The following is a 7015-nucleotide window of genomic DNA, read 5'->3' on the forward strand; positions in this document are numbered from 1 at the left end:
CGGTTGACGGCCGGCGCGGCGATGCCGCCGCTGCTGCTGGAGGACGACGAGGCGGTCGCCGTGGCCATCGGGCTGCGCGCGGCGGCGGCGCAGCCGGTGGCCGGGGTGGACGAGGCAGCGGTGCGCGCGATGGGCAAGCTGCTCCAGGTCCTGCCGGCCCGGCTGCGGCGCAGGGTCGACACCCTGACCTCCGCCACCGTGGCGCACCCGTTCTCCCTGGGCGCGGAGCCGGTGGACCCCGACACGCTGGTCGTCACCGCCGCGACGATCGCCAACCACGAGCGGCTGCGGTTCCGGTACCGCGACGAGGGCCGGCACGTCGAGCCGCGGGCCATGTTGACGGCCGGGCGGCGCTGGTACCTGCTCGCCTTCGACCTCGACCGCGACGACTGGCGGACCTTCCGACTGGACCGGGTCACGAAGGTCGCCGCGACCGGTGCCCGGGCGGTCACGAGGGACGTGCCCGGCGGGGACGTCGCCGCCTTCGTCGCCGAACGGACCAGGCAGATGGCCCCGACCTGCCCGGCCGACGTCGTGTTCCACGCACCGGCCGTCCAGGTGGTGGACCGCCTCGGCGGGCCGCCGCCGGGCACCCTGACCGACCAGCCGGACGGCAGCTGCCGGTGGCAGGCGCCGCCGGACACCCCCGAATGGCATGCGCTCCGGCTGGCGTCGATCGGGCTGCCGTTCACGGTCCGCGGCCCGGCGGAGCTGGCCGCCCATCTCAGGTCGACAGCCGCGCTGTTCCAGGCGGCTTCGGCGGGACCAGGCCGGCCCGGGACACGGTCACCAGGAACCGGGCCGGGCCGTGCCCGCCCGCCGTCCAGTTGATGTCTTTGTCCCGCTCCCGACCAGGCCGGGTCATCCACCACCGGGCCGGCCGGCGGCCTCGGTGCGTCAGTCCGAACCGGCGCTGTTGGTGACGGCCGAGGAGGTGTGCCCGTCGGCCTGGCGGCCGAAGGTGACGGCTTCACGGACGAGTCGAGGCGCCTTCTCGGCAAGCTGCGGATCCGGGCGTGCTCCCAGCGCGTCGTTGACGGTGGAGAACGCCAGCCGGAACGCGATCCAGGTCGTCGCCTCGAAGATCTCCTTGTCGTTGAGACCCGCGTCGCGCAGGCGCTCCACGTGGGCCTCGGTCGTGGCATTCGGATCCTGGACGACCTGACGGGACCAGGCGGCCAGCGCGTTCTCCCGCTCGGACAGGTCGCTCTCCACGCCCCGCAGCACCCGCGCGGCGGTCGCCTCGTCACTGAGTTCGGCCAGCCTGGCACCCCAGGCCAGCGCGCAGTAGGCGTCGTCGCGGGCCGCGGCGGTGGCGGCGACCATCACGGCCACCTCCCTCGCGGACAGGCCGGAACCGGCCAGGAGATCACCACGCAGGGCCTGGAAGGACGCCAGCACGTCAGCCCGCCAGCACCAGACCCGGGTGAGGTTGTTGACGTAGCCGTCGGAGGTGAGATCGCCCTCGTAGGCGGCAGCCACCGCCGGGCTCTGCGGCGGATCGGCGAGGAATGCGGCCGGACGGTTCATCGGGTCAGTGTGCGGCACCCGACGATCGCCCAGAGACCGATCAACGACAGTTCGGATGTCACCTTGTTCTCCCGTCGTTTCCCGGCCGGGTCCGGATGGCGCCGAGCGTCACCCCTCGGGGTCGCGCAGCGACGTCGGGGACAGCAGCGGCTGAAGCAGGGCGTCGTCGACGATCCCCGGCGACCTGCGCGCCACCCCCGCGAGGAGGTCGGCGACCTGGACCCGTGGGTCATCGCGGGAGTCGACCATCACGAGCCCGGCCAGGGGCGATACTCCGCCCGGCAACGCCCCGGCCCTGTCGGCGTCCGCCGCCGGCGGTCCGCCGTGGCTGGCCAGGGCCCGCTGAAGACGGGTTAACCGGTCGGCCGTGAGGGCGCTCTGCTCGTCGTGGGTCACCAGCACCCGCCGCTCTCCGCCGCTCCACGACAGGACCGTGTCCCCCAGCGCCGGCAGCAACGGTTCCAGCGGTGGCGGGATCGACCGGTCGTCGTTGTCGAGCCTGGTCACCACAGTCCGCACCCGGGTCGGGCTGAGCGCGTTGAGGACGGCGGCGGCCTGCGTGCCGAGGCCGGTCCCCACCAGCGCATCCCGGGCCTCGAAGAACCGCTGCACGGCCCGGTGATCCGGACGCCGCCGTCTGGTCCGGACCAGGTCGACGAAGGCTGCCAGGAAGACACCCCAGTCGCTTCCGGCCGAGCGCCTGGCCCGGTACAGGGCGAGAGCGGGCGGACGGTGGTCCTGCGTCAGGCGGGTACCGGCCGCGTACGACGGCTCGGTCAGCAGCAGGTCGACGATCCGGGTGACGAGGAAGAACTCCTTGTCGACCAGGTGAACGGACGCGCGGCCCTTCAGCGCCCCCAGGAACCACCCCAGCGCCTCGGCCGCGCCCGGGCCGCGGAGGAACTGCCCGGACTTGAACTCGTGCGGCGAGAACCGAAACCCGGACCGCAGCGCCGTGACCAGCCCGACGGCCTCGTCCACGCTCAGGTCGACACTTGCGTGCGTGATCACCGGGGCGGCCGAGTGGAGCAGATTGGTGCCCGAGAAGCCGGACTCGTCACAGGCGATCTCGACAACGGCGCCGACCACCGCGCCGATCGGCGGGAGCCCGCCCTGAAGCGGCGTTCTCACACTCGATCCCCCAGCATGCCGACCATGGTCACCCGTGCAGCACCATCGAACAACTCAATTGAGCGGCCGTGACGGCTCAGGGCGTTCCCCGCCGCGCGCCGGAGTGGGGCCGGGATAGGCTGCCCGCCGTGGCAGGTCTGTTGAGGAACGTGGCGTCCCGGCTCGGGCGGATCACCGGGGGCGCGACCGCCCCCACCCGTACCGCCGGGCCGATCCCGGCCCAGGTCGCCCGGCGCCGCCAGGTCTCCGCGCTGCAGCGGCGCGAGCTGGCGTACGCGCCGGAGCTGGACGGGCAGGCGGACCCGGGAGAGATCGTCTGGACCTGGGTGCCCTACGAGGACGACCCCCGCCAGGGCAAGGACCGCCCGGTGCTGGTGGTCGGCCGGCAGAGCCGCACGCTGTTCGGGCTGATGCTGTCCAGCCAGAGCGACCGCGACGGCCAGCGACACTGGTTGGCGCTGGGCCCGGGGGAGTGGGACCGGGACCAGCGGCCGAGCTGGGTCCGGCTGGACCGGGTGCTCACCATGCGCGAGGACAGCATCCGCCGCGAGGGCGCGGTGCTGGACCGGCGCCGGTTCGACCGGGTGGGCCAGGCGCTGCGCACCGGCTACGGCTGGCGCTGACGGCGCCGGAGTGGACCGCCTGCTCGCGGCCCGGCTCGCCGAGGACTTCGGGCTGACCCTGGTCACCGCCACGCCGGTGGACCTCGGCGCCGATCCGGCCGCCGCGCTGTGGCGGGCCACCGCGCGGGACGGCCACGCGTACGCGGTCAAGCTCACCGGCGGGGGCACCCCGGCCGGGACTGCGGTGGCCGCCGAGCTCGCCCGGCGGGGCGTACCCGGCGTGCCGGCGCCGCTGGCCACCCGCAACGGCCGGCTCGCGGCCGTGCACGACGGGCGCCGGCTCACCGTGGTGCCCTGGGTCTCCGACTCCCCGGCGCCGGCCGGCGGGATCCGCCCGGCCCACTGGCGCGGGTACGGCGCGGTGCTGGCCGCCGTGCACGCGACCCCGGTGACCGGCGAGCTGGCCGGGCTGCCCCGGGAGGACCACACCCACGCCACCGTCGGCGCGGCGGTACGCGAGACCGACCGCCGGCTGCGGGCCGTGCCCGACGACGCCGACCGGTGGACCCGGGAGGCGGCCGAGGGCTGGCGGGCGGCCGCCGGGGACCTGGCGCGGCTGCTCGACGCCGTCGACCGCCTCGGCGCGCGGCTGCGGGACCGGCCGGCCGAGCTGGTGCTCTGCCACGGCGACCCGCACCTGGGCAACCTTCTGCTCGGCCCGGACGGGCAGGTCTGGCTGATCGACTGGGACGACGCGGTGCTCGCCCCGCGGGAGCGGGACCTCATGATGGTTCTCGGCGGCGGGCCTGCCTTCGCGCCCGGCGGCCGGGTGGACGAGGCCGCCTTCCGGGCCGGCTACGGCCCGGTGACGCCGGACCCGGTGCGGCTGGCGTACCACCTGGGGGTGCGGGCGCTGGACGACATGTGGAGCTGGTCGGCGGAGGCGGCCGACCCGGACCGCCCGGAGGCGCAGCGGGTCCGGGCGCTGCGGATCGCCGCCGGGCTGCTGTCCCCCTCGGGGCTGGTCAGCCTGGCCGGGGAGGCGTTGCGCGACCTCGACCGCCGGCCGGACTGAGCGCCGTTCCGGGTCAGCACTCGGCGACGAGCTGGCGGGCGGCGCGGGCGGCGCCGACCGTCTTGGCCTGGTACATCGCCGCGTCGGCCCGGCACAGCGCGTCGGTGAGCTGGGTCGGGCCGTACACGGGGGCGAGCCCGACCGAGGCGGTCACCCGCACGCTGCGGGCGCCCAGCGGGATCGGCGCGGCGAGCGCCTCGCAGAGCCGGCGGGTCGCGTGCTCGATCCAGCGCCGGTCCACCGTCGGACTGACCAGCAGGCCGGCGAACTCGTCGCCGCCGAGCCGGGCGACCAGGTTGTCCCCGGCGAACGCGGCCAGCCGCTGCGCCACGCTGACCAGCACCTGGTCGCCCGCGGCGTGCCCGTAGCGGTCGTTGACCTGCTTGAAGCCGTCGAGGTCCAGCACGATCGCCACCAGCGGCTTGCCGGCGGCGTCGGTGAGCAGGGTGGCGGCCAGTCGGAAGAAGGCCCGGCGGTTGGGCAGCCCGGTGAGCGGGTCGTGGCTGGCGGCGTGCCGCTCGGCCGCCAGCTCGGCCTGGAGCAGCTCGATCTCGGCCTCGGCGCGCAGTGCCCGGCGGCGCAGTTGCCAGGCGGAGACCAGGGCGCCCGCTGCGGAGATGCCGGAGGCGACGGTCATCGGATCCGGCACGCGCCCTCCCTCACCGCAGTCCCCGGCCTCGCCGGACGGCGCCGGGCCGGGCCTGTTCCCCCTGGTCGCAACCGGAATCCGGGTAACCGAGCGTGAACGTCCGGGTACACCGCACGTGCGATATCATGCTCGCTGTCCATTGCAGATGCAATAGCAGATGCACGTGCATCTCCGTCTACAGTCGACAGCACCCCGTCGCCACCCACCGCCCCTCCCCGCGGCATCGGCTGGCTCTTCCCGCGAAGGACCCCCCATGCAGCAGCCCTCGAACGGCGTACCCACCACCGAGCTGCCGCCGGTGCGGTGGCTGAAGAGCCGGCGCAGCAACCCGAGCGGCAACTGTGTGGAGCTGGCCGAGCTGCCCGACGGCGGCGGCATCGCGGTGCGCAACTCCCGGCATCCGGAGGGGCCGGCGCTCATCTACACGGTCGACGAGATCGCCGCGTTCGTGCTCGGCGCGCGCGACGGCGACTTCGACCACCTGATCGCCCGCTCGCCGTCCCGCTGACGGGACCGGATCCACCGTCCGGAGGAGTACATATCACTGTCGGTCCATGGCATGCTTACTCCTCGGCCGGGCTGGGGCGTCCGGTCAGGACAGTCGGCGTGCGGAGGGCGGCCAGGTGACGACGGTGCCCGTCGAGGGAGGCCCGACCAGCGGTCCGACCGTGCTGCGCATGCTGCTCGGGGCGCAGCTGCGCCGGCTCCGCGAGCGGGCCGGGGTGAGCCGGGAGAGCGCCGGCTGGGAGATCCGCTCCTCCGAGTCCAAGATCAGCCGGATGGAGCTGGGCCGGGTCGGCTTCAAGGAGCGCGACGTCGCCGACCTGCTCACCCTCTACGGCGTCACCGCGCCGGACGAGCGGGCCGCGCTGCTCACGCTCGCCCGGGACGCCAACAGCCCCGGCTGGTGGCACCGCTACGGTGACGTGCTGCCCGCCTGGTTCCAGTCCTACCTGGGGCTGGAGGCCGCCGCAGCGCTGATCCGCACGTACGAGGTGCAGTTCGTCCCGGGCCTGCTGCAGACTCCCGCGTACGCCCGGGCGGTGATCCTGCTCGGTCACCGCGGCGCGCCGGCGGCGGAGGTCGACCGGCGGGTGAGCCTGCGGATGGAACGCCAGGAACTGCTGCGCCGCAGCGACCCGCCGCAGCTCTGGGCGGTGCTCGACGAGGCGGTCCTGCGCCGGCCCGTCGGCGGTCCCGCCGTGATGCGGGCGCAGATGGACGCGCTGATCGAGGCGACGGCAGCGCCGCACGTGCAGCTCCAGATCGTCCCGTTCGCCGCCGGCGGGCACGCCGCCGCCAGCGGCGCCTTCAGCATCCTCCGCTTCGGTGACCAGGGCCTGCCCGACATCGTCTACATCGAGCAGTTGACCAGCGCCGTCTACCTCGACAAGCGCGACGACCTCGACCACTACGCGGGGGCCATGGAGCGGCTCTGCGGGGAGGCCGCGCCGCCGGAGCGCACCCCGGAGCTGCTGGCCCGGATCCGCGACGAGCTCTACCCGGCCTGACCGCTCCGGTTTCCCGTTGACGTCCGCCGATCGGCGGAGTAGCTTCTGAATCGATACAGTTCTGGATCGATTCAGAAGGGCAGACCGGTGAAGCCGACCCTGCAGGACGTGGCGAACGCGGTGGGCGTCTCCCGCAGCACCGTCTCCAACGCCTACAGCCGGCCGGACCAGCTCTCCGCAGCGCTGCGGGCCAAGATCCTGGACGCTGCGCGCCGCCTCGGCTATCCGGGCCCCGATCCGACCGCCCGGTCGCTGCGCCGCGGCTTCGTCGGCGCGATCGGCGTCCTGTTCACCTCCGAGCTCTCCTACGCGTTCACCGACCCGTTCGCGGTGCGCTTCCTCGCCGGGGTCGGCCAGGTGGCCGAGCAGCACGGCGCAAGCCTGCTGCTGGTGCCGCTGCCCCGCGACCGCGACCGGGCGCGGGCCGCCGTCGACAACGCCGCGGTCGACGGCTTCTGCGTCTACTGCGTCGGCGACGAGGAGCACGTGCTCGGAGCGATCCGCGACCGCGGGCTGCACCTGGCCGACAACGCCGCGGTGGCCCGGGACGGGACGA

9 protein-coding genes are annotated in these 7015 nt (G+C 74.6%); 6 read left to right on the top strand and 3 right to left on the bottom strand.

Annotated elements, in window-relative coordinates; translation table 11 throughout:
- Positions 1-831, top strand: an 831-nt coding sequence (locus ACW0Q9_RS27655) for a helix-turn-helix transcriptional regulator (RefSeq protein ID WP_456186219.1), incomplete at its 5' end; no start/stop codon positions are given.
- 66 nt (positions 832-897) lie between these two features.
- Here the strand turns inward: ACW0Q9_RS27655 and ACW0Q9_RS27660 are convergent.
- Together ACW0Q9_RS27660 and ACW0Q9_RS27665 are read right to left on the bottom strand one after the other, a co-directional pair.
- The gene (locus ACW0Q9_RS27660; protein WP_456186221.1) at positions 898-1530 is read right to left on the bottom strand and encodes a carboxymuconolactone decarboxylase family protein; all 633 of its coding nucleotides are present in this window, start codon (positions 1528-1530) and stop codon (positions 898-900) included.
- Positions 1531-1638: 108 nt separating this feature from the next.
- Entirely contained in the window at positions 1639-2661 is a 1023-nt protein-coding gene (locus ACW0Q9_RS27665; protein ID WP_456186223.1) for a DUF3800 domain-containing protein, read from the bottom strand.
- A 128-nt stretch (positions 2662-2789) separates the two neighbouring features.
- On the opposite strand from ACW0Q9_RS27665, the gene ACW0Q9_RS27670 reads away from it, so the two are divergent.
- Complete coding sequence (locus ACW0Q9_RS27670; protein WP_456186225.1) at positions 2790-3284, top strand: type II toxin-antitoxin system PemK/MazF family toxin; 495 nt, start codon at positions 2790-2792, stop codon at positions 3282-3284.
- A 10-nt stretch (positions 3285-3294) separates the two neighbouring features.
- Positions 3295-4299 carry a phosphotransferase enzyme family protein gene (locus tag ACW0Q9_RS27675; protein ID WP_456186227.1) on the top strand — a complete coding sequence of 335 codons (1005 nt, stop codon included), beginning with the start codon at positions 3295-3297 and terminating at the stop codon, positions 4297-4299.
- A gap of 13 nt (positions 4300-4312) precedes the next feature.
- On the opposite strand, the gene ACW0Q9_RS27680 is transcribed toward ACW0Q9_RS27675, so the two are convergent.
- Complete coding sequence (locus ACW0Q9_RS27680; protein WP_456186229.1) at positions 4313-4948, bottom strand: GGDEF domain-containing protein; 636 nt, start codon at positions 4946-4948, stop codon at positions 4313-4315.
- 253 nt (positions 4949-5201) lie between these two features.
- Between ACW0Q9_RS27680 and ACW0Q9_RS27685 the strand changes: the two genes are divergently transcribed.
- From ACW0Q9_RS27685 to ACW0Q9_RS27695, 3 genes are all read left to right on the top strand, one after another.
- On the top strand, positions 5202-5456 hold the full coding sequence (locus ACW0Q9_RS27685) for a DUF397 domain-containing protein (protein ID WP_456186231.1): 255 nt from the start codon (positions 5202-5204) through the stop codon (positions 5454-5456).
- A gap of 115 nt (positions 5457-5571) precedes the next feature.
- Positions 5572-6459 (top strand): helix-turn-helix domain-containing protein, encoded by an 888-nt coding sequence (locus tag ACW0Q9_RS27690; protein WP_456186233.1) that lies wholly within the window; start codon positions 5572-5574, stop codon positions 6457-6459.
- Between the two features lie 87 nt (positions 6460-6546).
- A partial coding sequence (locus ACW0Q9_RS27695; protein WP_456186235.1) for a LacI family DNA-binding transcriptional regulator occupies positions 6547-7015 on the top strand: 469 nt, incomplete at its 3' end.

This window comes from Micromonospora sp. I033 (assembly GCF_053890995.1).

Coding starts and splice junctions, on each gene's coding strand:
- ACW0Q9_RS27685 (WP_456186231.1), top strand. CDS start 5,202: ATGCAGCAGCCCTCGAACGGCGTACCCACCACCGAGCTGCCGCCGGTG.
- ACW0Q9_RS27660 (WP_456186221.1), bottom strand. CDS start 1,530: ATGAACCGTCCGGCCGCATTCCTCGCCGATCCGCCGCAGAGCCCGGCG.